Origin of the sequence: Caulobacter sp. HMWF025 (assembly GCF_003060965.1) — a bacterium.
In the GTDB taxonomy this organism is placed as follows: domain Bacteria; phylum Pseudomonadota; class Alphaproteobacteria; order Caulobacterales; family Caulobacteraceae; genus Caulobacter.
Genome location: NZ_QAII01000085.1, coordinates 28,144 through 49,833, shown reverse-complemented (window position 1 = coordinate 49,833; position 21,690 = coordinate 28,144). Strand labels below are relative to the sequence as shown.

General features: G+C 67.0%; 25 protein-coding genes. 18 read left to right on the top strand and 7 right to left on the bottom strand.

The window, feature by feature from the left end:
- Positions 1-242 precede the first annotated feature (242 nt).
- Entirely contained in the window at positions 243-1,292 is a 1,050-nt protein-coding gene (locus tag DBR10_RS10000; RefSeq protein WP_108504211.1) for a glycoside hydrolase family 5 protein, read from the top strand.
- Here the strand turns inward: DBR10_RS10000 and DBR10_RS09995 are convergent.
- Positions 1,289-2,617 (bottom strand): glycoside hydrolase 5 family protein, encoded by a 1,329-nt coding sequence (locus tag DBR10_RS09995; RefSeq protein WP_108504210.1) that lies wholly within the window; start codon positions 2,615-2,617, stop codon positions 1,289-1,291. The genes DBR10_RS10000 and DBR10_RS09995 overlap by 4 nt on opposite strands.
- Positions 2,618-2,725: 108 nt before the next feature.
- Here DBR10_RS09995 and DBR10_RS09990 point away from each other — a divergent pair, with 108 nt between their 5' ends.
- From DBR10_RS09990 to DBR10_RS09970, 5 genes are all read left to right on the top strand, one after another.
- Entirely contained in the window at positions 2,726-3,496 is a 771-nt protein-coding gene (locus DBR10_RS09990; RefSeq protein ID WP_108504209.1) for a tyrosine-protein phosphatase, read from the top strand.
- Positions 3,497-3,605: 109 nt separating this feature from the next.
- Complete coding sequence (locus DBR10_RS09985; RefSeq protein WP_108504208.1) at positions 3,606-5,024, top strand: MFS transporter; 1,419 nt, start codon at positions 3,606-3,608, stop codon at positions 5,022-5,024.
- Positions 5,025-5,098: 74 nt separating this feature from the next.
- Positions 5,099-6,439, top strand: a complete 1,341-nt coding sequence (gene pabB, locus DBR10_RS09980) for an aminodeoxychorismate synthase, component I (protein WP_108504207.1) — start codon at positions 5,099-5,101, stop codon at positions 6,437-6,439.
- Positions 6,436-7,200, top strand: coding sequence for an aminotransferase class IV (locus DBR10_RS09975; protein WP_108504206.1), 765 nt, complete (start codon positions 6,436-6,438; stop codon positions 7,198-7,200). Before pabB ends, DBR10_RS09975 begins: the two co-directional genes overlap by 4 nt.
- Positions 7,201-7,218: 18 nt before the next feature.
- Positions 7,219-7,587 (top strand): hypothetical protein, encoded by a 369-nt coding sequence (locus tag DBR10_RS09970; protein ID WP_108504205.1) that lies wholly within the window; start codon positions 7,219-7,221, stop codon positions 7,585-7,587.
- On the opposite strand, the gene DBR10_RS09965 is transcribed toward DBR10_RS09970, so the two are convergent.
- Positions 7,578-7,826 (bottom strand): hypothetical protein, encoded by a 249-nt coding sequence (locus tag DBR10_RS09965; RefSeq protein WP_108504204.1) that lies wholly within the window; start codon positions 7,824-7,826, stop codon positions 7,578-7,580. The genes DBR10_RS09970 and DBR10_RS09965 overlap by 10 nt on opposite strands.
- 116 nt (positions 7,827-7,942) lie before the next feature.
- Between DBR10_RS09965 and DBR10_RS09960 the strand changes: the two genes are divergently transcribed.
- From DBR10_RS09960 to DBR10_RS09945, 4 genes are all read left to right on the top strand, one after another.
- On the top strand, positions 7,943-8,779 hold the full coding sequence (locus DBR10_RS09960; RefSeq protein WP_233243359.1) for a MetQ/NlpA family ABC transporter substrate-binding protein: 837 nt from the start codon (positions 7,943-7,945) through the stop codon (positions 8,777-8,779).
- Positions 8,780-8,941: 162 nt separating this feature from the next.
- Positions 8,942-9,643: a GntR family transcriptional regulator gene (locus DBR10_RS09955; protein WP_108504203.1), complete on the top strand. Its 702-nt coding sequence runs from the start codon at positions 8,942-8,944 to the stop codon at positions 9,641-9,643.
- Between the two features lie 155 nt (positions 9,644-9,798).
- Complete coding sequence (locus DBR10_RS09950) at positions 9,799-12,189, top strand: TonB-dependent siderophore receptor (RefSeq protein ID WP_108556304.1); 2,391 nt, start codon at positions 9,799-9,801, stop codon at positions 12,187-12,189.
- Positions 12,190-12,193: 4 nt separating this feature from the next.
- Positions 12,194-13,483 (top strand): MFS transporter, encoded by a 1,290-nt coding sequence (locus tag DBR10_RS09945; RefSeq protein ID WP_108556303.1) that lies wholly within the window; start codon positions 12,194-12,196, stop codon positions 13,481-13,483.
- A gap of 80 nt (positions 13,484-13,563) precedes the next feature.
- Here DBR10_RS09945 and DBR10_RS09940 read toward each other — a convergent pair whose 3' ends face one another.
- Both DBR10_RS09940 and DBR10_RS09935 read right to left on the bottom strand, forming a co-directional pair.
- Positions 13,564-14,256, bottom strand: a complete 693-nt coding sequence (locus DBR10_RS09940; protein WP_108504202.1) for a TorF family putative porin — start codon at positions 14,254-14,256, stop codon at positions 13,564-13,566.
- Between the two features lie 245 nt (positions 14,257-14,501).
- Positions 14,502-15,305, bottom strand: a complete 804-nt coding sequence (locus DBR10_RS09935) for an SDR family NAD(P)-dependent oxidoreductase (protein WP_108504201.1) — start codon at positions 15,303-15,305, stop codon at positions 14,502-14,504.
- Positions 15,306-15,397: 92 nt separating this feature from the next.
- Here DBR10_RS09935 and queF point away from each other — a divergent pair, with 92 nt between their 5' ends.
- Positions 15,398-15,853, top strand: coding sequence for a preQ(1) synthase (gene queF / locus DBR10_RS09930; RefSeq protein WP_108504200.1), 456 nt, complete (start codon positions 15,398-15,400; stop codon positions 15,851-15,853).
- Positions 15,854-15,856: 3 nt separating this feature from the next.
- Here the strand turns inward: queF and DBR10_RS09925 are convergent, their stop codons facing one another.
- A complete protein-coding gene (locus DBR10_RS09925; protein ID WP_108504199.1) occupies positions 15,857-16,147 on the bottom strand; it encodes a hypothetical protein in 291 nt (96 codons plus the stop codon).
- A gap of 56 nt (positions 16,148-16,203) precedes the next feature.
- Entirely contained in the window at positions 16,204-16,821 is a 618-nt protein-coding gene (locus tag DBR10_RS09920) for a nitroreductase family protein (RefSeq protein ID WP_108504198.1), read from the bottom strand.
- Between the two features lie 73 nt (positions 16,822-16,894).
- Between DBR10_RS09920 and DBR10_RS09915 the strand changes: the two genes are divergently transcribed.
- The 7 genes from DBR10_RS09915 (at position 16,895) to DBR10_RS09885 (ending at position 21,039) form a co-directional block, all read left to right on the top strand.
- Positions 16,895-17,518, top strand: coding sequence for an NUDIX domain-containing protein (locus tag DBR10_RS09915; RefSeq protein ID WP_108504197.1), 624 nt, complete (start codon positions 16,895-16,897; stop codon positions 17,516-17,518).
- 94 nt (positions 17,519-17,612) lie between these two features.
- Positions 17,613-18,443 carry a serine O-acetyltransferase gene (gene cysE / locus DBR10_RS09910; protein ID WP_199223474.1) on the top strand — a complete coding sequence of 277 codons (831 nt, stop codon included), beginning with the start codon at positions 17,613-17,615 and terminating at the stop codon, positions 18,441-18,443.
- Complete coding sequence (locus tag DBR10_RS09905) at positions 18,444-19,229, top strand: glutaminyl-peptide cyclotransferase (protein WP_108504195.1); 786 nt, start codon at positions 18,444-18,446, stop codon at positions 19,227-19,229. It abuts the gene before it with no gap.
- A gap of 131 nt (positions 19,230-19,360) precedes the next feature.
- Positions 19,361-19,567 (top strand): DUF3126 family protein, encoded by a 207-nt coding sequence (locus tag DBR10_RS09900; RefSeq protein WP_108489879.1) that lies wholly within the window; start codon positions 19,361-19,363, stop codon positions 19,565-19,567.
- A 67-nt stretch (positions 19,568-19,634) separates the two neighbouring features.
- Positions 19,635-19,919 carry a type II toxin-antitoxin system Phd/YefM family antitoxin gene (locus DBR10_RS09895; protein WP_108489880.1) on the top strand — a complete coding sequence of 95 codons (285 nt, stop codon included), beginning with the start codon at positions 19,635-19,637 and terminating at the stop codon, positions 19,917-19,919.
- Positions 19,919-20,359, top strand: a complete 441-nt coding sequence (locus tag DBR10_RS09890; RefSeq protein ID WP_108504194.1) for a type II toxin-antitoxin system VapC family toxin — start codon at positions 19,919-19,921, stop codon at positions 20,357-20,359. Before DBR10_RS09895 ends, DBR10_RS09890 begins: the two co-directional genes overlap by 1 nt.
- On the top strand, positions 20,356-21,039 hold the full coding sequence (locus tag DBR10_RS09885; RefSeq protein WP_108556302.1) for a GNAT family N-acetyltransferase: 684 nt from the start codon (positions 20,356-20,358) through the stop codon (positions 21,037-21,039). The genes DBR10_RS09890 and DBR10_RS09885 overlap by 4 nt, the downstream gene beginning before the upstream one ends.
- Here DBR10_RS09885 and DBR10_RS09880 read toward each other — a convergent pair.
- Positions 21,036-21,683 carry a glutathione S-transferase family protein gene (locus DBR10_RS09880; protein ID WP_108504193.1) on the bottom strand — a complete coding sequence of 216 codons (648 nt, stop codon included), beginning with the start codon at positions 21,681-21,683 and terminating at the stop codon, positions 21,036-21,038. The two genes, DBR10_RS09885 and DBR10_RS09880, sit on opposite strands and share 4 nt — an antisense overlap.
- Positions 21,684-21,690: the final 7 nt, after the last annotated feature.

The window sequence follows — 21,690 nt, the reverse complement described above, 5'->3', positions numbered from 1 at the left end:
GGGCAGGGCGGGGTACCAGCAGCAGGGCTCCGGCGGCCCCGGCGGTCTGGATCATGCGGCGGCGATCGGTGCGGATGAGGTCGACCATGGTGTCCTCCGGGCGCTCTTCGGGCGGCTCCGGCCTTGGCTAGCACGAAGCCTGACACCGGTGGCAACGATTATTCACAAGACGCCTCGCGCGGAGCGGGCAGAACCCGCTAAGTAGCGAGACTGCCCTTACGGAATTGCGACGCGGCCTGCCCATGACACCCTTTCGCCTGACCCTTGGTGCCGCTCTCGCGGCGACAGCGATCGCCCTGGCTGGACCGGCCTGGGCCGACCTCAAGGTTCAGAACGGGCATCTGGTCGAAGCCTCCGGCCGTCCGTTCGTGATCCGGGGTGTCAATGTGCACCATGCCTGGGCCCCCGAGCGCACGCGCCAGAGCCTGAAGGACATCGCCGCAACCGGGGCCAATACGGTGCGCGTGGTGCTCAGTGACGGCTCGCGCTGGAAGCGGACCCCGCGCTCGCAGGTGGCCGCGATCCTGAACGAGGCCGACCGCCTTAAACTCGTGGTGATCCTCGAGGTCCATGACGCCACCGGCTTCGGTGATCCGGGTCCTGATGCGAAGGGCGCCGTGCATCTGGGGACGCTGATCCCCTACTGGCTGAGCCTGAAGCCCCTGATCGAGGGGCGCGAGGACCGGGTGCTGGTCAATATCGCCAACGAGCCCTTCAGCGTGCGGGGGCAGCCCAGCCCGTGGTTCGAGGCCCATCGCACCGCGATCGCGGCCCTGCGCGCCGCCGGTCTGCGGCATGTGCTCGTGGTCGATGGTGACGACTATGGCCAGGATTCCAGCGGCACGATGCGCGACCGCGCCGCCGCCCTGCTGGCTGCCGATCCGCAGCACAACACGCTGTTCAGCGTCCACATGTACCAGGTCTATGGCCAGGGCGAGACGGTGCGGGCCTATCTCGACGCCTTCCAGGGCGCGGGCCTGCCGCTGATCGTCGGCGAGTTCGGGCCCGACCATGCGGGTGAACCGGTGGACGAAGCGACCATCATGCGGCTCTCGGCCGAGCGGCAGATCGGCTGGCTGGCCTGGTCGTGGTCGGGCAACAGCCGCAAGGTCGCTGACCTGGACATGGTCCAGGGCTTTGACGCCGCCAGGCCCTCACCCTGGGGCCAGCGGGTGATCGACGGTCCGGACGGTCTGCGCCAGACCGCCCGTCCCGCCGAGGTTTTTGCCGGGCCCCTGCGCCGGCCGCCGGTCTGGCGACGGGCCCTGGCGCGGCTGCGCGGGTCTTACTAGACCAGCGCCTGCACCGCCGCCGCGTGGCTGCGGATGATCTCGATCAGCGGCGCGTCGACGTCGAAAACGCCGAACAGGCCCTGCTCTTCCTGCGGGGGATCGCCGACATAGCTGCGATCGCCCTTCTTGAACCAGGCATCGGGATGCTGGGCCCGGCCTTCGCCGTTCCAGGCCCAGAAGTTGGTGCCGGCCACCGGCCCGCCGGCCTTCATGTCAGCCAGGGCCATGTCGAAGACCGTGTGATAGAATCGGTCGCGATAGGTGGCCGGTGAATTGGGCGCAAAGGCGCGGCCGTCGCGGATCAGGCCGAACTCCTCGATGACCAGCGGCTTGTTCATCAGCCGGGCCTGGGCGATGTGGCGGCGGATATAGTCGATGGTCTTGGCCTCGCCGGCTTCATAGGTCGACGGCTGGTCCTTCATGCTGATCCAGCCCCAGTTGTTGGGCCAGACGTGCAGGGTCAAGTAGTCGATGGCCGGGGTGCTGTGGGAGTCGGCCACACAGGCCTCACTCTGAATGCAGCCCATGTCGCCTTCGCTGCCCGAGCTGACCAGGTGGTTGGGGTCCAGGCTCTTGATGAAGCGGGCGGTTCCGTCGATCCAGGCCTTGTAGATCGGCAGGTTGCCGGTCACGAACGGCTTGCTCTCTCCTGGCCGGGGCTCATTGGCCAGCTGCCAGGCCATGATCGTCGGATCGTCGACATAGAGGCGGCCGGTCACGGTATTGCGGCGAGTGACCAGAGCCTTGATATAGTGCCGCCAGAGGGTGTTGGCCTTTTCGTCGGCATAGAAGCGGGCTGAATAGTCGGCGAAGGCCGGCCAGGGATAGGCCGGATCGCTCTGCTGGAACCAGGTGCCGTTGCCGGTCCAGTTCAGATAGGCGGGCATGCCGCCCGACCAGTCCCAGAAGTTGTTCAGATAGATCACGGCCTTCATGCCGCGCGCATCCATCTGGGCCAGCAGGTAGTCCAGGCCCTTCAGCAGGCCCTGGTTGTAGTCTTCGCCAGGACCGCGGAAGGCCGGGTCCAGGGCCACCTTGGCCGGCGACTGCTCGCCCGAGCCCAGCACCCGCAGGTTGGTAACGCCGAGGGCTTTCAGGCGGTCAAGCTCGCGACCGAGGCGGGCACGGTCGCCGAAGGCCTCGTCGGCACCGAGATAGGCCCCGTACCAGAGGTTGGCCCCGGTAAAGCGATAGGGACGGCCGCCGAGGGTCAGGCGTCCCTTCTCGACCGTCACAAAGCCCTTGGGCTGGGCGGCGGCTCCCACGGCGGTGCCCAGGGCGGGCAGGGCGGCCAGTGTGGCCAGCAGGTGACGTCTCGACAGCATGAAGCGGCTCTCCTTTGGGCTGAACCTAGCGGCTGGAGTCGCAGAAGGGGAGAGGCTGCCGCTTGGGAAGTCTCGCTTTCGTCATGCACTGACGCTAACAGGCGGGACATGACCCGTCTGATCCCCCTGCAAGGCGTCGAGAACCTCCGCGACTTCGGCGACTATGCCGCCGGCGTCGGCCGTCTCAAGAAGGGTGTGCTCTATCGCGCCGCCCACCAGGCCCAGGCCACCGACGAAGACCTGGCGGTGCTCGCCGGGCTGAAGCTGGCCACTATCGTCGACCTGCGCCGACCCAATGAGCGCGAGCGCGATCCCTCGCGGCGCTGGGAGGGCTTTGCCGCCCAGGTCATCGACAATGACGAGGGCTCGCTGGAAGATCCCTGGCACACCTTCCTGCGCACCACCGAACTGACGCCGGAAACGATCCAGGCCTACATGCGCGAGTATTACCGCCGCGCGCCGTTCAAGACCCGGCATCTTGACCTGTTCCGGCGCTACTTCCAGGCGGTTGCCGAGGGCCGGGGTCCGGTGCTGATCCATTGCGCTGCGGGCAAGGACCGCACCGGCATTCTGGCGGCCCTGACGCACCATATCGCCGGCGTGTCGGACGATGACGTCATCGACGACTACCTCCTGACCAATGACGAGGCCCGCTTCGAGCGCCGGGGTCCCAAGTTCATCGCCGTGATCGCCGAGGCCACGGGACGCGAACCCAGCGCTGCGGCGATCCGGGCCGCCATGGGCGTCGAGGCCGACTATCTGGCCGCAGCCTTCGAGGTCATGAAGGCCGAGCACGGTTCGCTGGACGGCTATCTGGAACAGGCCGTCGGGCTCGATGCCAGGACCCGCGAGGCGGTGCTGGGACACATCCTCGCCTAGAGCGACGGAGGCTCGCCGCTTCCGAACATCCCCCGTGACAAACGGCTGTTTAACCGCCACGCTCGGTTGAGAGGCTCCCCGGACAGAGGGCGTCCGAGTGGGGCAGGGCATGAGCGAGTTCACGGGCGTAGTGTCGGAGTCTTCCGCGGGCGACAAGCCGGGCCTTTCCAGGAGCGCGCTCAGCTGGATCCTGCACCAGGGCTCTCGTGACCCCTATGTGATCCTGATCACCATCTACATCTTCGCGCCCTACTTCTCGCGGGTGCTGATCGGCGATCCGGTCAAGGGGCAGGCGGCGGTCGCCGACATCGCCACGACCTTCGGCCTGATCACAGCCCTGACGGCCCCGTTCCTGGGGGCGTCGATCGAGCAGTACGGCCCGCGCAAGCCGTTCCTGGCGGGCATTCTGGCGATCATGCTGCCGGCCCTGCTGGCCCTGTGGTGGGCGATGCCGACCGGCGGCCTGCCGGTCGCGATGGTGGCCCTGGCCCTGACGATCCTGGGCGTGACCTATAACTGGGGCGACGTGCTCAACAACTCGCTGCTGTCGCGAGCCTCCGGACCCGGACAGGAGCCGGTGCTCTCGGGGCTGGGCTATGCCCTGGCCAATTTCCTGTCGGTGCTGCTGCTGATCTTCATGCTGTGGGGCTTTGTCCTGCCCGGCGCGGTGACCTGGCCCGGCGTGCCGCCGGTGCCGCTGTTCGGCATGAGCGCCGAACACCATGAGCCCAGCCGTCTGGCCGGACCCCTGGCGGCCCTGGTCATGGGTCTGGGGGCCATTCCGTTCTTCCTCTGGACGCGCGATGCACCGCGCACCGGACTGTCGATGCTGGCCAGCCTGCGCCAGGGCTTCCGGCTGCTGGCCGACACCTTCGGCAACCTCAAGGGCCACAGGGATGTGGCGACCTTCCTGGGCGCGCGGATGCTCTACTGCGACGGCATGACCGCCCTGCTGGTGTTCGGCGGCCTGTTCGCAGCCGGGCTGATGAAGTGGGGCGAGCTGGAAATGCTGGCCTATGGCATTTCACTGTCGATCTTCGGCGTCCTGGGCGGGTTCCTCGCCCCCTGGCTGGACCGCAAGGTCGGCCCCCGCCGGGCCGTGCAGATCGAGATCTTCGGGGCCCTGACCATGCTGATCGCCACCCTGGGCATGGGCCGCGACCGCATCCTGTTCTTCTGGCATTACGACCCGGCGGCCCATCCGCCGGTCTGGGACGGTCCGCTGTTCCGTACTGCGCCCGAGTTGATCTACCTGGCGATGGGCCTGCTGATCGCCGTGTTCGTCACCGCCCAGTATGCCTCGAGCCGGACTTTGCTGGTCCGCCTGGCCCCGCCAGACCGCATGGCGGCCTTCTTCGGCCTCTTCGCCCTGTCGGGCACGGCTACCGTCTGGCTGGGATCACTCCTGGTGGCGACGGCGACCAAGATCTTCCAGAGCCAGGTGGCCGGCTTCCTGCCGATCGTCGCCCTGCTGCTGATCGGCCTGGCCGGGCTGTTCTTCGTGAAGGGCGGGGAAAAAGAGGCCTGAAGGCGAGGCCCGAGCCGGTAGCATCTTGCAGGCCCGCCCCTTCAGGCCGGCGGATTTGATGCTATCTAGCCGCCATGCGTCGCGTCGCCTTCCTTTCCGCCCCCTGGCGCGAGCCGGTCTGGGCCCTGCAGCCCTTCCGGGACGAGGCCTTTGCCTGCGCCCTGCTGTCGGGCGGTGGCGAGCGGTGGTCGTATCTGCTGCGCGATCCTGATGCCGTCCTGACGGTGGTTCCCGAGGATCCCCGCGATCCGTTTGAGGCCCTTGTCGAGCTCCTGGGACCTCGCCATGCGGCCGACCCCGAGGGACCGCCGTTCCAGGGTGGCGTGGTGGGTCTGGCCAGCTACGAGCTGGGGGACCGGGTCGAGTCTCTGGGGCTTGGGCGCACGGCCTGGCCAGACCTGACCTGTGCCCGCTATCCGGCCCTGCTGGCCTTTGATCATCAGGAGCGGCAGGTGGTCGCCGTCGGGCGCGGCGACTCTGAAGCCGAGGCGCAGGACCGGGCCCGCGAGGCTCTGGCCTGGCTCGATGCGCGTGCGCATGACCGGTCGCCTCCATCCGGACCGCTTTGCGAGACCCTCATGGCCAGCGACGGTGCGGCCTATGAGTCGGCGGTGGCCGATGTGGTCGGACGCATTCTGGGCGGCGAGATCTTCCAGGCCAATATTGCCCGGGCCTGGACCGGCCGTCTGGTCGACGGGGCCGATCCGTTTGACCTGTTCAGCCGGCTGCGCGGCCAGAGCCCGGCTCCGTTCTCGGCCTACTGGCGGCTGGAGGGCCGGGCGCTGGTCTCCAACTCGCCCGAGCGCTTTCTGAAACTGTCCGGCGAGGACGGCCGGATCGAGACCAAGCCGATCAAGGGCACGCGTCGCCGGGGCCAGACTCCTGCCGAGGACGCGCAGCAGGTCGCGGCCCTGCTGGCCAGCGCCAAGGACCGGGCCGAGAACCTGATGATCGTTGATTTGATGCGCAATGATCTGGCCCGGGTCAGTCCGCCGGGCAGCGTCAGGGTGCCGGGCCTGTTCGGCGTCGAGACCTTCGTCAATGTTCATCACCTGGTCTCGACCGTGACGGCGCGGCTGGCCTCCGGGCGGGGGCTGGGCGATCTGCTGCGGGCCACCTTCCCGCCGGGATCGATCACCGGCGCGCCGAAGGTTCAGGCCATGAAGGTCATTGCCGGGCTGGAAGCGCCGCGCGGGCCCTATTGCGGTTCGCTGTTCTGGGCCGGCTTTGACGGCAGCCTGGACTCCAGCGTCCTGATCCGTACCGTGGCCCTCGAGCAGGACGGGCAGGGCTGGCGACTGGAGGCGCGGGCCGGGGCCGGGATCGTCGCCGACAGCGAGCCCGAGGCCGAGCGCCTGGAGACCGAAACCAAGATCGCCGCCCTCAAGCGGGCGCTGACGGAGCCGGCCACATGATCCCGCTGGATGATCGCGGCCTGCTGCTCGGCGATGGCCTGTTCGAGACCATGCTGGCCCAGGATGGAGCCCTGCCCTGGATCGAGTCCCATCTCGACCGGATGGCGGCCGGGTGCAGCGTGCTGGGCCTGCCGTCGCTGGACCGTGAGGCCGCGCGCGCCGCCTGCCTCGCCGCTGCGCCGGCCGCGGGCCGGGCCGCCGTCCGACTGACCCTGACGGCCGGATCCGGTGGACGGGGCCTGGACCGACCGGGCGAGCCGGAGCTGCGGCTGTGGGCCACCTCTGCCCCGTCGCCGCTTCCCACGGGCCCCGCGACCCTGATTATCGCGCGGGCCAGACGCAATGAGGGCTCGCCCGCCTCGCGGCTCAAGACCCTGTCCTATCTCGACAATGTGCTGGCCCGGGCCGAGGCGCGGAGTGCCGGGGCCGACGAGGCGGTGATGCTGAACAATGCCGGCCATGTCGCCTGTGCCGGGGCCGCGAACCTGTTCTGGATCAGCGGCGAGACCGTGTTTACCCCGGCCCTCGACTGCGGTGTGCTGGCCGGCATCACGCGAGCCCGGCTGCTGGAGATGGCCCCGGACCTCAGCGTGCGGATCGAGGAGACCGTCGCCGACCGAACGGCGCTTCAGGCGTCAGACGCGGTGTTTCTGACCAACAGCCTGATCGGCGTGCGGGCCGTTTCGCACCTGGACGGTCGGGTTCTGCCCCCCCATCCCCTGGTCGCCCGCCTGTCCGAGGGCCTTGCCGCGCGCGGTTGAATCTGTAGGAAGCGCGCCATGACCGATGACATCACCATCCTCACCGATCCGCTGCCCGACCACTGGGATGAGGCCTTTGCCCAGGCCCTGATCGGCAAGACCCTGCTGGTCGGCCTTACCTTCGTGGATGACGCGGGCGTAGTGCTGGAGCGGCAGCAGTTTTTCGGCGGCGTCATCGAGGCTGACGCCCATGACGGCATCCTGCTCGATCTGCTGGGCGAGCATGACGGCGACACCTATGCCCTGCCGCCCCAGACCTCGGTGATCAAGGCGGCCGAGCCGGGCGTGACCAGTCTGGCCGGTGATCGTCCCGATTTCGTGGTCAACTGGACCATCCATGGCGCGCCCGACGAACCCGCCAATGACGAGGATATTGATCAGGCCTGATCGAACGGGAAGGGCAGGCGTCCGGCCTTGAACAGGATCTCGGGGTTCTCGTCATAGTCGCCGAGCTCGACATCGGCACTGGCCGAAAAGGCCACCACGCCCTCACGCAGCGGGGCCAGACGCTCGGCCTTGCGGCGAGCCTCGGCGGCGTCCTTGCAGCCGATCTGCTGCTCGGCCTTCAGCCCCTTGCCGCGTCCGGCGAGATAGGCTTGCACGATATAGACGGTTTCCTTGGCCATCCGCACTCAGGCGGCCTGTTCGGGCGGCGGGTCAAGCGATCCCTCCAGCCCGATCAGGAAATCTGATTTCGCCCGGCCGCCGAAAGCGGGCAAAACCCGACTTGGATTATCGCCTTATGGAGCCGTTCATGGTCGCCCGCCGCGCTTTCGTCGCCCTCAGCCTCGCCGCCATGACCGTCGCTGCCATGACCCTGGCTGGATGCGGCCAGAAGCCTGTCGCCTCGTCCAGCGCCAGCGACACCCTGACCGTGGCCGCCACAGCCATTCCGCATGCCGAGGTGCTGGAGTTCATCAAGCCGAAGCTGGCGGCCCAGGGCCTGAAGATCGAGATCAAGGTCTTCAACGATTACGTCCAGCCCAATGTCACCGTCTCCGAGAAGAAGATCGACGTCAGCTATTTCGAGACCCTGCCGTATCTGGAGACCTTCAATCGCGACAAGGGCACCAACCTGATCCCGATCATCGGCGTGCATATCGAGCCGATCGGGGCCTATTCGGCGAGGTTCAAGTCCATTGCCGACCTGCCGCAGGGGGCCACCGTGGCCATTCCCAACGATGCCAGCACCGAGGGACGGGCCCTGCTGCTGCTGTCGCGCAACGGCGTGATCACCCTGAAGGACCCGGCCAATCCGCTGTCCAGCCTGCGGGACATCGCGGCCAACCCCAAGGGCCTGAAGTTCAAGGAACTGGAGGGGGCCACCCTGCCGCGCGTGCTCAATCAGGTGGATCTGGCGATCATCAACACCAACTATGCCCTCGACGCCAAGCTCAACCCCGGCAAGGACGCCCTGCTGATCGAGGACAGCAAGAGCCCCTATGTGAACTATCTGGTCGGTCGCCCGGACAACAAGGACGACCCTCGCGTGAAGAAGCTGGCGGCAGCCCTGACCTCGCCGGAGGTCGCGACCTTCATGAAGCAGAAGTACGACGGCGCGGTGGTGCCCGCTTTCTAGTCAGAGTTCCGCGCCTCAGATCCGGCCGCCTTTGCCGCGTGCGTTCTGCTTGAGGGGCGCGGGGCTATGGTCAGGTCTGACATTTCAGCCTACCTATCAGATCACCCGTCAGCCGGAGCTGTTCCCGTGTCCATCGCCCCCGTCCAGGATGCCCGCGCGCGGATGCTGGTCCTCGACGTCTGTTCGTCGTCGGGGCTGGAAGACTGGTCGCCGGACCTGCAGAAGGCCAAGGTCTATGAGCGGATCCTGCTGGACCTGATCCTGGGTGAACTGGCGCCCGGGGCCCGGCTGGACGAGCAGTCGCTGGCGGCGCGCTACGATGCGGGCCTTGCCGGTGTGCGGGATGCCCTGGGCCGGTTGGCCCTTGAGGGTCTGGTCATTCGCCGGGCCCGTTCCGGTACATTGGTTGCGCCGCTCGACCTGGTGGAACTGCGTCAGGGTTACGAGGCCAGGGCCCTGATTGAACCGCATTGCGCCGGTCTGGCCGCCCGTCACGCCAGCAAGGCCGAGGCCGAGGCGATCCTTGATGCCTTTGCCGATGGCGAGACGGCGGCCCGCGAGCGCGATCTTCCGGCCCTGGTGGCCATGGACCAGCGTTTCCATGCCGCCGTCGCCCGCGCCAGCCAGAACCTGGCCCTGGCCCGCATCCTCATTCCCTTGCAGCACAAGGCGGCGCGCTTCTGGGTCTTCTCGTTCGGCGGGGCGACCGAGGCCGAACTTCTGGCCGATATCGAGGAGCACCGGCAGGTTGCCCGGGTGATCGCCACCGGCGACGTCGAGGGCTCTCGCGCCGCCATGATGCGGGTTCTGAATGTGACGCCCGAGGCAGTGCAAAGGTCCAACCTGGCGACCAGTTCGACCTAAACCCTACTTTTCTAAGGGTGAGGCCTGTTCGCCACAGGACCTCAAAATACACTCTAAAATGTCAGGCGGCATTTTGACGGACGTTGCGTCAGGTTCGAAGAGTGTCGTGACTTGCCCGGTGGCGACTTCACCGGGCGTCTTCGGGGCTCGTCCGCATGTCGTTTCGCCTTGTTCTTCTCTCTGCCAGCCTTCTGACGCTGGTCAGCGCCGGGACTGTGCGGGCTCAAGATCAGGCCTCTGACCCGGTGGATGCCGTGCTGGTCCTGGCGCGTGACAAGGCCGGCCTCCTGGAGAAACAGCCGTCAGACACGGTGTTCGGCATTGCCAAGCCGCTGATCGAGACGCCGCGCTCGGCCAGCCTGGTCAGCGACACCACCCTGGAGCGGTTCGGTATCGAGACCCTCGACGGAGTCACTTCGGTGTCACCGGGCACCCACACGGCCAGCTTTTACGGGGTCCCGGGTGCGCTGAACATCCGCGGGACCCTGGCCGAGAACTACTTCCGGGGCTTCAAGCGCGTCGAGAACCGGGGAACCTACTCCACCCCGATCGGCGGTGCCGCGCGGATCGAGGTCCTGCGCGGTCCGCCGACCCCGGTCTATGGCGCGGGCAAGGTCGGTGGCCTCGTCAATTTCATCCCCAAGTCGGCCCGTGATGAGGGCCGGTTCCTGGCCGGACCCGAAGGCGAGGTGACGGCGACCTTCGGCAGCTACAACAAAAAGCAGGTCTCGGGCCAGTTCGGCGCGCCGGTTCAACTGGGTGCCGCCGAGGGCGGGGTCTATGTCTATGGCGAGGCTGAAGACAGCCACAGCTATTACAAGGGCATCTATCCGCGCCGCCAGCTGGCCGAGGTCTCGGCCGACTTCGACCTCGGCTCGGGCTGGAGCACGGCCTTCGGTGGCATGGTCTATCACTCGGACGGTGACGTTCAGACGGCCGGCTGGAACCGCCTGACCCAGGACCTGATCGACAACCGAACCTATATCACCGGCCGCGATACCAGCCTGAAGGACAGCGACGGCAATGGTCGCCTGACCCCCAATGAGGTCGGCTTTTATCCCTATGCCAGCGCGCTTTATCTGCCCTTCTATGGTTTTCCGGCCAGCGACGCGGTGCATACGCTCGACACCGGCGTCGGCAAGACCCGCCTCGGCCGGCGCACGGTCTATGTCAGCCCGGCCGACTTTTCGAAGACCACCACCGGTACGCTGTATTTCGATCTCGCCCGGGATCTGGGCGGTGACCGGACCCTGAAGCTGCAACTGTTCCACGACCGCCAGGACAATGAGCGCTTCGTCTCTTACGGCTATCCGTCTGCGGTGGATGCCAGGGTGTCGGAGGGGCGGATCTCCCTGTCCCTGCCGACCACGGTCGGGATGATCCAGGGCGAAACCCTGCTGGGCGCGTCGCATCGGCGGTTCGAAGGCCGGCGGCGGGAAAGCTTCAACAGCGGCCTGATCGCGCTGGACCGGCGTGACATCGCCTTCGGGGCCACCCCGACCGATACGATCGACAGCCCCTTTACCGACGAAGCCGGAGGGATCGGCCTGCGCTGGGAGAACGACAACCGCTCGACCTGGACCCAGTCGGGCCTGTTCCTGACCTCGGACCTCAAGGCCGGTCGCTGGAACCTGATCCTCGGCGGCCGCTACGATCACTATGAGGTGGAGAGCCAGGATACCGGCTTCCTCAGCTACACCGTGGTCGGCAAGCAGGTGGCTGATCGCAACAAGGCGACCTGGAACGCCAGCCTGACCTACCGGGCCCCGCTCGGGCTGATGCCATACGCGTCCTATGCCAAGGCCTCTGCACTCGAGATGAGCCAGGCCGGTGACATTGCCCCGTCACTGGTGGCCAACGGCTCCTGGCTATCCGGTTCCGACCTCGCTGAAGCGGGCGTCAAGGTGCAGTGGCTGGACGGAACCCTGGTCGGCTCACTGGCGGCCTATCGCCAAAACCGGACCCAACTAACCAACACCTCGCCGCCGACCGTCCAGGGCACGCGGGCCAAGGGTGTCGAGCTTGAGGTCCGCTGGCTGGCCAGCGAGCAGCTGAGCTTCACCCTGACCGGAAATTCCCAGCGCACCACGATCAAGGGACCGGACACCTCGTTCCAGTATATTCCGGCCTATACCGCCGGAGTGGCGGGCGCGAACGCCTATGGCGGCTCCTATGTGGCCTGGAGCTTCGCCGGCCTGCCCGGGCGGAGCGGCGACTATGCCTATACGCTCGTGCCGAAATCGGTGGTCAGCCTCTACGGGGCCTATACCGCCAAGCCGAGAGACTGGGGGCAGGCGGGGGCGACCCTCGGGGTTACCCATGTCAGCGAGACCAGCGGCACGGTGCAGAATGCGGTGCGTTATCCTGCCTATGCGGTCGTCAACGGCTCGGCCTATGTGACCCGAGGCCCCTATACGGCGCTTCTGAACGTCGAAAACCTGTTCAACGCCTTCTATTTCACCCCCGATGCCGACACCTATGCCAATCTGGGCGCGCTGCCCGGCAAGGGCCGCGAATGGCGTGTGACCCTCAAGCGGACCTTCTGACCCTGTGAAAGCCCTCGATCTGCGCCGAACCAGCCTGCTGGCCGGCTTCAGCCTGCTGCTGTTCCTGATCACGGCGTCGACCTACGGGTCGCTGGGCGTGGTTTTGCCTGCGATGATCGGTCAGCTGAACTGGAGCTTCGAGAAGGCCTTTCTCGGCTTCTCGGTCCTGGGGGTGTTCACGGGCGCCTCGTCCTGGCTTCCGGCCATCCTGATCCGCCGGATCGGGGTGCGGGGCACGCTGATCGGCGGCGTCGCGATCCTGGCGCTCGGCCTGCTGGGCTTTGCCGGTGCCGACAGCATCGCTCGCTACTATGCCGGGGCGGCCCTGTGTGGTGTCGGGTTCCAGATGGCGGCCCTGATCCCGGGGACCCATGTCCTGTCGGCGCTCTATCGCCAGCGCGCCCTGCCGTTCGGGATCTATTTCACCTTCGGTTCGCTGGGCGGCGCGGCGGGGCCCCTGATCGCCAATGCGTTCATGCAGGCCAGCGGCGATGACTGGCACGGCTTCTGGCAGGCCCAGGCGGTTCTGGTCGCGGTGATCGGCCTGGCCTGCGCGGCCCTGGTCGGCGGATCGCGCTGGCTGCGGACGGCTGCCCAGACCGTCGATCTCGAGGTCGAGCAGGCCGCCCGGGACGCCCCGCCTCATCCGAGCGTCTACCGTACCTCACGGGAATGGCCGGTCTCGGCCGCCCTGCGCACCCCGCAGTTCTACATTCTGGCCGCAGCCTATTTCACGCATCTGCTGGTGGGGGTGACCGTCGCCAGTCTGTCCGTTACCCACCTGACCGAGATCGGCATCGCCGCCGGGGTCGCCAGTGTCGCCGCAGCGGCACTCGCCGCCAAGATGCTGAGCCTCGAATCGCTGATGCAAACCCTGGCCCGGCTGGGCGGCGGGCTGCTGGGGGACCGGATCGATCCGAAGGGACTGCTGGTCGGGGCCCAGGCCATGCTGGTGGCGGGGCTATTGGCCCTGGCGTCCGCGACGACGATGCCGATGATGCTGCTCTATGCGATCGGCACGGGCATAGGCTTCGGCCTGACCGTCCTGGCGGTGACGGTTCTGCTTCTCAACTATTATGGCCGGCGCAGTAATCTGGAGCTTTTCTCACTGACCTGCCTGGTCGGTGCGGTATCGGCGGCGGGGCCCTTCATCGGCGGGGCAATGCGCGACCGGCTGGGCGGCTTTGCGCCGACCTTCCAGCTCTTTGCGGCCCTGGTTGCGATCGTTTTTGTCGCCGTCCTCGTGATGCGGCCACCGCAGCCGCCGGCCGGCATGGTCGACGTTACCGACTGAATTCTCTTCAGGCCGGCAAAGAAAAAGCCGCCCCGGTTGCCCGGGGCGGCTCGCTTCAACGTCGTTGACGTCTGGCGTTCTTAGAAGGCGGCCTTCAGGCTGACCGTGATGCGGTCGCCGTAGATGGCGCCGTAGCCGTGCTCGTCGGTGTCCGAGTAGCGCAGGTCAGCGGCCAGCTTTTCGGTCAGAGCGTAGGTCGCGCCGATGTTCCAGGTGTTGTAGTCGCCGGCGTGCTTGATTTCCTGGTGACCCAGGGCAGCGCTGACCGACAGCTTCTCGGCGACCGGCAGCGAGCCGTTCACTTCGTAGTAGAAGGCATTGCCGCTCTCGAAGGGGAACTCGGGCGAGTAGTAGGCGGCGACGCCCACGGTGGCCTTGCCGACAGCGCGCGAGGCGGCGGCCTTCAGTTCCAGGTAGCCGTACTGACCCGGGGTCGCGCCCTTGTCGTCGACATAGCCGTAGTAGATGACGCCGAGGTCGAGCGAGGTATCGCCCAGGGTCGGCTTCACACCGGCATAGAGGTCGATTTCCGCGCTCGGGTCATCGGTGCCGAAATCGACGTTCGAGGCCCAGACGCCGGCATAGCCGATGCCGTAGGACGCATCGATGCCGCCGAAGATCTGCGGATCTTCCTGGGTGTTGCTGACGCCGCGGAACACGTAGTCGCTGGCGATACCGACGTTGTAGGACAGCTTCAGCTCATCAGCCATGGCCGCGCCGCTCAGAGCAACCGTGGCCGCAGCCGCGACGAGAGCAATCTTTGCGAATTTCATTGGTTTTATCCCCTTGTCTGTGTCGTCCGTCAGGGCGAACCCCGCGACCGACTGCGCCTGCAAGCGCATTGGCGTCAGCAGCAAATAGCCACTCACACGCCTGTAGTTGCAATCAAGGCAGACAAAGCGCCAGTGCGAACGGCGTTCTTCGGCTAAAGTTTGGGCGAAGTGTGACGAATTTGCTTCAGATTCACCGTGCTAGGCCACAGTAGATGCTGAACACTTGTTTACCTTTGCCCGTGTCTTCAGCGCATCGACAGACTCGCGCCGCCCAGGTGCAGACCGGCATCGACGAGCAGGGTTTCGCCCGTCACGTGGCGCGATGCGGTGGAGGCCAGGAAGACTGCAGCTCCGGCGACATCCTCCGCCGTCGAGGCAACCTTCAGCGGCGTCGCCGCTGCCGCGCCGGTCCGCAGGCGTTCGACCCGGTCGGCATCCATGGCCTTGCCGAACCAGGGCGTATCGATGAATCCCGGGCAGATGGCATTGACCCGGATCAGTGGGGCCAGGGCGCGGGCCAGGGAGAGGGTCATGGTGGTCATGGCCCCCTTCGAGGCCGCATAGGGGATCGAGGAGCCGTTGCCGACCACACCGGCGATCGAGCTGGTATTGACCACGGCCCCGGGCTGGGGGGCGGCTTCCAGCAGGCTGCGGGCAGCCCGCACCATCTGGAAGGCTCCGACGACGTTCACGGCGTAGAGCCGCAGGAAATCGTCGGCGTCCACGGCATCCAGATCGGCATGGTTGGGCGCGAACTTGGTCATGCCGGCATTGTTGAACAGGGCATCGATCCGGCCGCTCGGGGCGGCGGCGGCGGCGATCCTTTGGCAGTCTTCGTCGATGGAGACATCGCCCTGGACGGTGACGGCCCGGGAGCCCTCGGCCGCGACCAGACGGGCGGTTTCCTCGGCCTCATCGGCACTGCGGGCATAGTTGATCACGACCAGGGCGGCGCCGCGCCGGGCGGTTTCGACCGCAATGGCCCGGCCAAGGCCGGTGGAGCCACCGGTCACCACCACCGTAAAGCCGTCGAAATCCCGTCCACTCATGTCGTCCCTCCCGCGTTCGAACACGTGTTTGGACTGTTGTAGCCGGACCGGGACCGCTTGTCTCGTTGCGGCGAGAAGCCTAAATCCCGCCCATGACAGATCTCAACGTCACCCAGCTCGGCCAGATGGTCGATGCCCCCGAGAGCCCCGAAACGGCGGTCCTCGAGCGTGTGCCCAATCCGCAATCCGATGTGCTGTACCTGGCCCGCTTCGTGGCCCCGGAGTTCACCTCCCTGTGCCCGGTGACCGGACAGCCGGACTTTGCCCATCTGGTCATCGACTATGCGCCGGGCGACTGGCTGATCGAAAGCAAGTCGCTGAAGCTCTATCTGACCAGCTTCCGCAATCACGGCTCGTTCCACGAGAACTGCACGGTCAAGGTGGCCCGCAAGATCGTCGAGATCGCCGAGCCGCGCTGGCTGCGCATCGGCGGCTACTGGTATCCGCGCGGCGGTATTCCCATCGACGTCTTCTGGCAGACCGGCCCGGCTCCCGAAGGCCTGTGGGTGCCTGACCAGGGCGTGGCGCCCTACCGCGGACGCGGCTGAGGCTCAGCCTTTCGACAGCCGTCGCCGGTTGGCGCGGACCTTGCGGCGCAGGTGGGTGATCGAGCGTGACGCCACCGCCTGGCTGCTGGTTCCGAGCCGGCCGGTCATGGCCATCATCGGCAGGGCGAAACTGGCCGCGACCTTCTCGCTGACCATCAGTCGGATCTCGGCGTCGGCGGTCGCGCCGCCTGCGGCGATCTTCAGGGTGCGCAGGCCGATCACCGACGAGGCCTCCAGGCCCATGGCCCACAGGTCCCAGGCCAGGCCGGTCCAGGGGTCGTTGCGTCGCGTCATGGTCGTCGTCTCCAGCGGTTCGAAGACACTCTAACGCGCGGATGTGAACGCCGCCTTCAGGCCGGGGCCCATTCTGAGGTTATGGCCGCGATATCGGGGCGCTGGCGTTCCTGCGGGGCTTCTGTGGCGGTGCCCAGATAGAGATAGCCGGCGACCTGCTCGCCCTCGGCGACGCCCAGAAGGGTCAGGGCACGCGGGTCATAGCTGTACCAGTCGGTGATCCAGTTGGCGCCCCAGCCCATGGCGGCGGCGGCCAGCAGCATTTGATGGCATACCGCCGAGGCGCTTTGCCGCTGTTCCCATTCCGGGATCTCGCCGGGGATGTGGCGCGAGATGACCGCGATACAGACCGGCGGGCGAGTGAGCTTGCGCAGGGCGGCCTTGGCCTTGACCGGATTGGCCTGGCTGTCGGCGAGGGGGGTGATCCGCTCGGCGAAAGTGTCCTTGGCCTCGCCGCGCAGGATGACAAAGCGCCACGGGGCCAGCTTGCCGTGGTCCGGCACGCGGGCGGCGATGCGGAGCAGGTCGGTCAAAGCCTGATCATCAGGGCCGGGGGCCGTCAGGGTCATGGCCGAGGCCGAGCGACGTTGCGCCAGGAAGCGCAGCGCTTCGTCCGAGGCCTCGACCGGCAGGGCTTCGCCAAACGCCGGGGCGGGGGGAACGGAACCGGTCAAGACGATCTCCTCGAAGCATTGTACTAGCTGACACCTATGGCCGCAGGCCGGTCGCCACAAGTCGCGAGTGCCCATGTCCGACACCTCTGATGCCCGCAAGCCGTCCTGGCTAAAGCCGCATGGCCAGCCCTGGGGCGTCAGCAGCAGCAAGCCCGTCTATGACAATCCGTGGATCGCCGTGACCGAGTACCAGGCGATCGCGCCGACGGGCCGGCCGGCGCTTTACGGCAAGGTATCGTTCAAGAACCAGGCGATCGGCGTCGTGCCCCTGCATGAGGACGGGACCGTGACCCTGGTCGGTCAGAACCGCTTCGCCATCGCCAAATACAGCTGGGAATTGCCGGAAGGCGGCGCGCCGCTCGGTGAGGATCCTCTGGACGGAGCCAAGCGCGAGCTGGCCGAGGAGGTCGGGCTGGTGGCGTCGGACTGGCGGCCGCTCCTGCGGCTGGAGCTGTCCAACTCCGTGACGGACGAAATCGGTTTCGGATTTCTGGCCATGGGGCTGTCGCCGGCCCCGACCGCGCCGGACGAGACCGAGGATCTCGCCGTCGCCCGGGTGCCGTTCAGCGAGGCCCTTGAGGCGGCGGTCGGCGGCCACATGCCCGACGTGCTGACGGTGGCACTTCTGCTTCGCGTACACCATATGGCGGTCAAGGGAGAGCTGCCGCGCGATCTCGCCCGTCTTGTGCTAGGATAGGGTCCGGCGGCGAGGGGCGAGGTTGCCGCCCGTGACGACTAGTGCGTTTCTAAAAAGAATGTACTAGTCTCTGCAGCGAATGGGAGAATGGCCGGTGGCTAAACGTCTGGAAGTCGTCACGGAGCAGTCGACGCCCCCCGTCTGGGCGGCCCTGCGCAACCAGGCTGAGCATGCGGCCCGGGCCGAACCGGCCCTGGCCTCGCTGCTCAATGCGGTGATCCTCAGCCACGACAATCTCGCCGACGCCCTGACCTTCCAGCTGGCGCGCAAGCTGGGTGACCAGGAGATGCGGGCCATGACGGCGCGCGAGTTCGCGGCTGACGCCTTTCGTTCGGATCCCGCCCTGATCGCCGCCGCCGAAGCCGACCTGCGCGCCGTGTTCGAGCGCGATCCGGCCTGCAAGGGCTATGTCCAGCCGTTCCTGTTCTTCAAGGGCTTCCTGGCCCTGCAGACCCACCGGGTCTCGCACTGGCTGTGGAACGAGGGCCGCGAAACCCTGGCCTTCCATCTGCAGAGCCGGACCAGCGAGATTTTCCAGGTCGACATCAACCCGGCCGCCCGGATCGGCTCCGGCGTGTTCATCGACCACGGCACCGGGATCGTCATCGGCGAGACCGCCGTGGTCGGCGACGACGTCTCGATGCTGCACGGCGTCACCCTGGGCGGCACCGGGGCCGGACGCGGGGATCGCCATCCGAAGATCGGCAAGGGTGTCCTGCTCGGGGCCGGGGCCAAGGTGCTCGGCAACATCACCATCGGCGACTATGCCAAGGTGGCCTCGGGCTCGGTGGTGCTCAAGCCGGTGCCGCCGCACTGCACGGCCGCCGGGGTGCCGGCCCGCATCGTCAACTGCCCGACCTGCGAAGAGCCGGCCCGCACGATGGACCACACCCTGGCCGAGGCCGTCTACGACTACGTGATCTGAGTGCGGCCTGGCTTCTGGACAGGACTGGTCCTCGCCGCCGGGCTGGCGACGGGGCTCTGGTCGCCGGCCTCCGCCCAGCCGGCCCCGCGCTACGGCTTCGAGGTCGTGCGCGCCTATCCCCACGACACCGGGGCCTTCACCGAGGGCCTGTTCTGGCGCGACGGCTTCCTGTTTGAAAGCACCGGCCTGGAGGGGCGCTCGTCGATCCGCAAGGTGACGCTGGAGACCGGCGTTCCGGAACAGGAACGGCTGATCGAGTCCCGCTATTTCGGCGAAGGTATCATCGACTGGAAAGACCGGTTGATCGAGCTGACCTGGAAGCACGAGACCGGCTTCATCTACGACATCGCCACGTTCGAAAAGCTGGGCGAGTTCAGCTATCCCGGCGAAGGCTGGGCCCTGACCCGCGATGACCGCCGGCTGATCATGAGCGACGGCACATCGAGCCTGCGGTTCCTCGACCCCGAGACCCTGAAGGAGACCGGCCGCGTGCAGGTCACCGATGCGGGTCGGCCGGTGGACAACCTCAATGAACTAGAGTGGGTGAAGGGCGAGGTCTTCGCCAACATCTGGCAGACCGACCTGATCGCCCGCATTGATCCGGCGACCGGCAAGGTGACGGGCTGGATCGACCTTACGGGCCTGCTGACTGAGGCCGACCGGGCCGGGAACCGCGTCGATGTGCTGAACGGCATCGCCTATGACACGGCGACCGACCGGCTGTTCGTCACCGGCAAGCTGTGGCCGCGCCTCTATGAGATCCGCCTGAAGCCCCTCGCGCCCTAGCCCGGGGCCTGCGTCAGTTCGTCCACGGCCAATCCTGAATTCGGGACGGAAGCGGCTTGCCACTGCGGCGCGGGACGCTAGGTTCGCCACGATACGCGCCGCGGCGCCCCATTCGACACAAGGAGCTCCCCGTGGACGCTGCAGCCATCGCCAAGATCGAAAAGCATCTCAAGCGCACCTTCGGCAACCCGCACATCGCCCTGAAGGCCCGTCCCAAGCAGAAGGACTCCGCCGAGGTCGAAGTGGCCGGCGAGTTCATCGGCGTGGTCTTCCAGGACGAGGACGAGGACGGCTCCTACATGTTCGAAATGGCGATCCTGGCCGAAGACCTCGACTAGGAAATCTTGCAAGAATGACCACTTTGACTAGACTGGTCAAAGTGGTCATTCTCTATCGGAGGGTGTGATGCCCGACGGAACCTGGAGCCTGGCGGAGGCCAAGGCGAAGTTCAGTGAACTGGTCGAGCGGGCCCGTACCGAGGGGCCGCAGCGCCTGACCAGGAACGGCAAGGACGCCGTTGTGGTGGTGTCGGCTGAAGAATATCGGCGCCTGAATGAGGCGGTTCACTCAGCCTCTTCGGGCGCGGCAAAGCCCTGGCTGGATCCCCGCTTCGGCGTGCTGACCGACGAGGAGCACGCGGACCTGTTCAGGCGCGACAAGGATGTCGGGCGAACCCCCGTCGAGTTCTGATGTTCCTGCTCGACACCAATGTCGTCTCGGATTCGACCAAACAGGTTTCCCATCCTGCCGTATCGAACTGGCTGGCCTCTCAGCCGCGCGCCAGCCTGTTCGTCAGCGTCGTCAGTCTGGCGGAGGTCAGCTACGGCATCGAGCGGCTTCCGCCCGGGCGAAAGGCCGACGAACTTCGCCTCTGGCGGGCGAGCCTGGTGGCAGACTTCGCCGAGCGCCTGCTGCCGGTAGACGGCGAGGTCGCCCTGGTCCATGGCCGGCTACGCCGCGCCGGCGACACGGCCCGTCGCACGATCCCCGTCATGGATGCCTTCCTGGCGGCCACGGCCGAGGTCCACGGCCTGACCATCGTCACGCGCAATGTGCGGGATTTTGAGGCCTGGGGCGGGCCGGTCTTCAATCCCTGGCCGGATGGCGCGGGCGGACAGGGTCACCGATGAGCGTGCACGTCCTCGACCGGCCGGTCTGGTCGGCCTTCAGCGGCCGGCAGGCGGATAGGGCGATCCGCAACGGGCTGGCCGTCCGGGTCGCGCCGGACTTTGGCCTGTTTGCCGCCACGGCCGATTTTTCCCGTGAAGCGCTGGCCGATCTCGGCACCCTGGTGGCGGCCCATGGCGAGACGGGGCTGGTCGAGCCCAAGGCCTTTCCGCCGGTTCCGGAGACCCGCCTGGTCTCCGATGCCGTCTGCCTGCAGATGACCGCCACCCAGGTCGTCCCGGCCTGGGATGTGGCCTTCGAGATCCTGACCCTGGGCGACGCCGATGCGGCCGAGATGCTGGCCCTGGCGACCCTGACCAAACCCGGACCCTTTTTTACCCGCACCCACGAACTGGGCCGCTTTATCGGCGTGCGGGTTGCGGGGCAGCTTGTCGCCATGGCCGGTGAGCGGATGCGTCCGGACGGCTTCACCGAGGCCAGCGGTGTCTGCGTGCATCCCGACCATCGCGGCCAGGGCTATGCCGCCCGACTGTTGCGCGATGTGACGGCCGGCATCCTGGCGCGCGGCGAGCAGGCCTTCCTGCACAGCTATGCCGACAATACGACGGCCATCGGTCTCTATGAGTCGCTGGGCTATCGCGGCCGCGCCGAGGTGGTGTTCACGATCCTGGCGGGGGCTTAGTAAGCGAGTCGGCCTTTCATCTCGGCGAACGGGATCATGACGTGTTGACGATATGCGGGTCGCTCGCGAAGGCGCGTGTACCAAGCCTCGACATGCGGCGTTGGCGCTCTGTCGATCTCAAGCGCGAAGTAGCGATAGAGGTGCGTCCCCAACGGAATGTCCGCCAGACCGGGTGCGGCACCGCCCAGGAACGGCCGTCTAGCCAGGACCTCGTCCAGCAAGGTGAAATGACGGGCGCAGGCGGCGAGGGCGGTTCTTACGGCGGTCAGGTCGCGCTGGGTCTCCGGGGTTCGATACCACCCCCAGAAGACCCCGGTCAGGAAGTCGTGCTGCAAGGTGCTCTGGGCCCAGTCCATCCAGCCGTCAGTCGCAACGCGGTCGGCAGGCGTTTTCGGCCACCAGGCTAGTCCGCCATGCTGGGCGGCTAGGTAGCGCAGGATGGCGTGAGATTCCCAGACGATCGTCCCGCCGTCATCGATGACGGGTATGCGCCCATGCGGGTTCATTGCCAGGAAACCTGGATCGTCGAGTCCGCCGAAATCGCCGCTGGCGGGGATGTGCTCGTGGGGAAGATCAAGCTCCCCCACAAGCCAAAGCACCTTCTGGACATTGAAGGAGGATCGGCGGCCCCAGACCTTCAGCATCTCGAGG

Coding starts and splice junctions, on each gene's coding strand:
- DBR10_RS10000 (WP_108504211.1), top strand. CDS start 243: ATGACACCCTTTCGCCTGACCCTTGGTGCCGCTCTCGCGGCGACAGCG.
- DBR10_RS09995 (WP_108504210.1), bottom strand. CDS start 2,617: ATGCTGTCGAGACGTCACCTGCTGGCCACACTGGCCGCCCTGCCCGCC.
- DBR10_RS09990 (WP_108504209.1), top strand. CDS start 2,726: ATGACCCGTCTGATCCCCCTGCAAGGCGTCGAGAACCTCCGCGACTTC.
- DBR10_RS09985 (WP_108504208.1), top strand. CDS start 3,606: ATGAGCGAGTTCACGGGCGTAGTGTCGGAGTCTTCCGCGGGCGACAAG.
- pabB (WP_108504207.1), top strand. CDS start 5,099: ATGCGTCGCGTCGCCTTCCTTTCCGCCCCCTGGCGCGAGCCGGTCTGG.
- DBR10_RS09975 (WP_108504206.1), top strand. CDS start 6,436: ATGATCCCGCTGGATGATCGCGGCCTGCTGCTCGGCGATGGCCTGTTC.
- DBR10_RS09970 (WP_108504205.1), top strand. CDS start 7,219: ATGACCGATGACATCACCATCCTCACCGATCCGCTGCCCGACCACTGG.
- DBR10_RS09965 (WP_108504204.1), bottom strand. CDS start 7,826: ATGGCCAAGGAAACCGTCTATATCGTGCAAGCCTATCTCGCCGGACGC.
- DBR10_RS09960 (WP_233243359.1), top strand. CDS start 7,943: ATGGAGCCGTTCATGGTCGCCCGCCGCGCTTTCGTCGCCCTCAGCCTC.
- DBR10_RS09955 (WP_108504203.1), top strand. CDS start 8,942: ATGCTGGTCCTCGACGTCTGTTCGTCGTCGGGGCTGGAAGACTGGTCG.
- DBR10_RS09950 (WP_108556304.1), top strand. CDS start 9,799: ATGTCGTTTCGCCTTGTTCTTCTCTCTGCCAGCCTTCTGACGCTGGTC.
- DBR10_RS09940 (WP_108504202.1), bottom strand. CDS start 14,256: ATGAAATTCGCAAAGATTGCTCTCGTCGCGGCTGCGGCCACGGTTGCT.
- DBR10_RS09935 (WP_108504201.1), bottom strand. CDS start 15,305: ATGAGTGGACGGGATTTCGACGGCTTTACGGTGGTGGTGACCGGTGGC.
- queF (WP_108504200.1), top strand. CDS start 15,398: ATGACAGATCTCAACGTCACCCAGCTCGGCCAGATGGTCGATGCCCCC.
- DBR10_RS09925 (WP_108504199.1), bottom strand. CDS start 16,147: ATGACGCGACGCAACGACCCCTGGACCGGCCTGGCCTGGGACCTGTGG.
- DBR10_RS09915 (WP_108504197.1), top strand. CDS start 16,895: ATGTCCGACACCTCTGATGCCCGCAAGCCGTCCTGGCTAAAGCCGCAT.
- DBR10_RS09895 (WP_108489880.1), top strand. CDS start 19,635: ATGCCCGACGGAACCTGGAGCCTGGCGGAGGCCAAGGCGAAGTTCAGT.
- DBR10_RS09890 (WP_108504194.1), top strand. CDS start 19,919: ATGTTCCTGCTCGACACCAATGTCGTCTCGGATTCGACCAAACAGGTT.
- DBR10_RS09885 (WP_108556302.1), top strand. CDS start 20,356: ATGAGCGTGCACGTCCTCGACCGGCCGGTCTGGTCGGCCTTCAGCGGC.
- DBR10_RS09880 (WP_108504193.1), bottom strand. CDS start 21,683: ATGCTGAAGGTCTGGGGCCGCCGATCCTCCTTCAATGTCCAGAAGGTG.